The organism is Limosilactobacillus coleohominis 101-4-CHN (assembly GCF_000161935.1).
In the GTDB taxonomy this organism is placed as follows: Bacteria; Bacillota; Bacilli; order Lactobacillales; family Lactobacillaceae; genus Limosilactobacillus; species Limosilactobacillus coleohominis_A.
This window is the reverse complement of record NZ_GG698813.1, coordinates 1-568: the sequence shown is the minus strand read 5'-3', so window position 1 is coordinate 568 and position 568 is coordinate 1. Positions and strand designations below refer to the sequence as shown.

Annotated in this window: 1 protein-coding gene; it reads right to left on the bottom strand. The window is 46.3% G+C overall.

Annotated features, from left to right (window positions below):
- Nucleotides 1-30 precede the first annotated feature (30 nt).
- Nucleotides 31-568 (bottom strand): IS30 family transposase (locus HMPREF0501_RS08470; RefSeq protein WP_006917600.1); only part of this gene is annotated, 538 nt, incomplete at its 5' end.

Genomic DNA, 568 nt, shown 5'->3' with positions numbered 1-568 from the left:
GGCAGATTGCAAGAAATAACTTGAACGAATTTAATGACGTAAATTAAGCAGGAAGATCTCGATTGGTGTGCGCCAGTTAAGACATTTAAGTGGCCGGGAATTCAGATACCAATTGATTTGAACCAGCTGGCGATCGCTCAGCTCTTCAATAGCTTGTCCCTTGGGAATAAATCGTCGCAAAACTCGGTTACGGTTCTCATTACTACCGCGTTCATGTGGTGAATAAGCATGGGCAAAATAAACCGGAGTACCAGTTTGCCGTTCAATTGTCTGATAGTTAGCGAACTCTTTACCATGATCTACGGTAAGCGTCTTGAGCTTGTCTTGAAGTTGACTAGCTAGTTCAAGTACGGCTTGAGTCATGGACTGACTGTCGCGGCCATGGAGCCGTTTAACAATTGTCAGGCGACTCTTACGCTCCACAAAAGTAGCCACAGCTTGACCTTTACGTTTGCCAGAAAGTACGGTATCAGCTTCAAAGTGGCCGAATTCCTGGCGAGTTTCGACTTTATGAGGCCGCTCCTCAATGGAGCGGCCGTGACTGAACGTACCACGCTTTTCTTTAGCA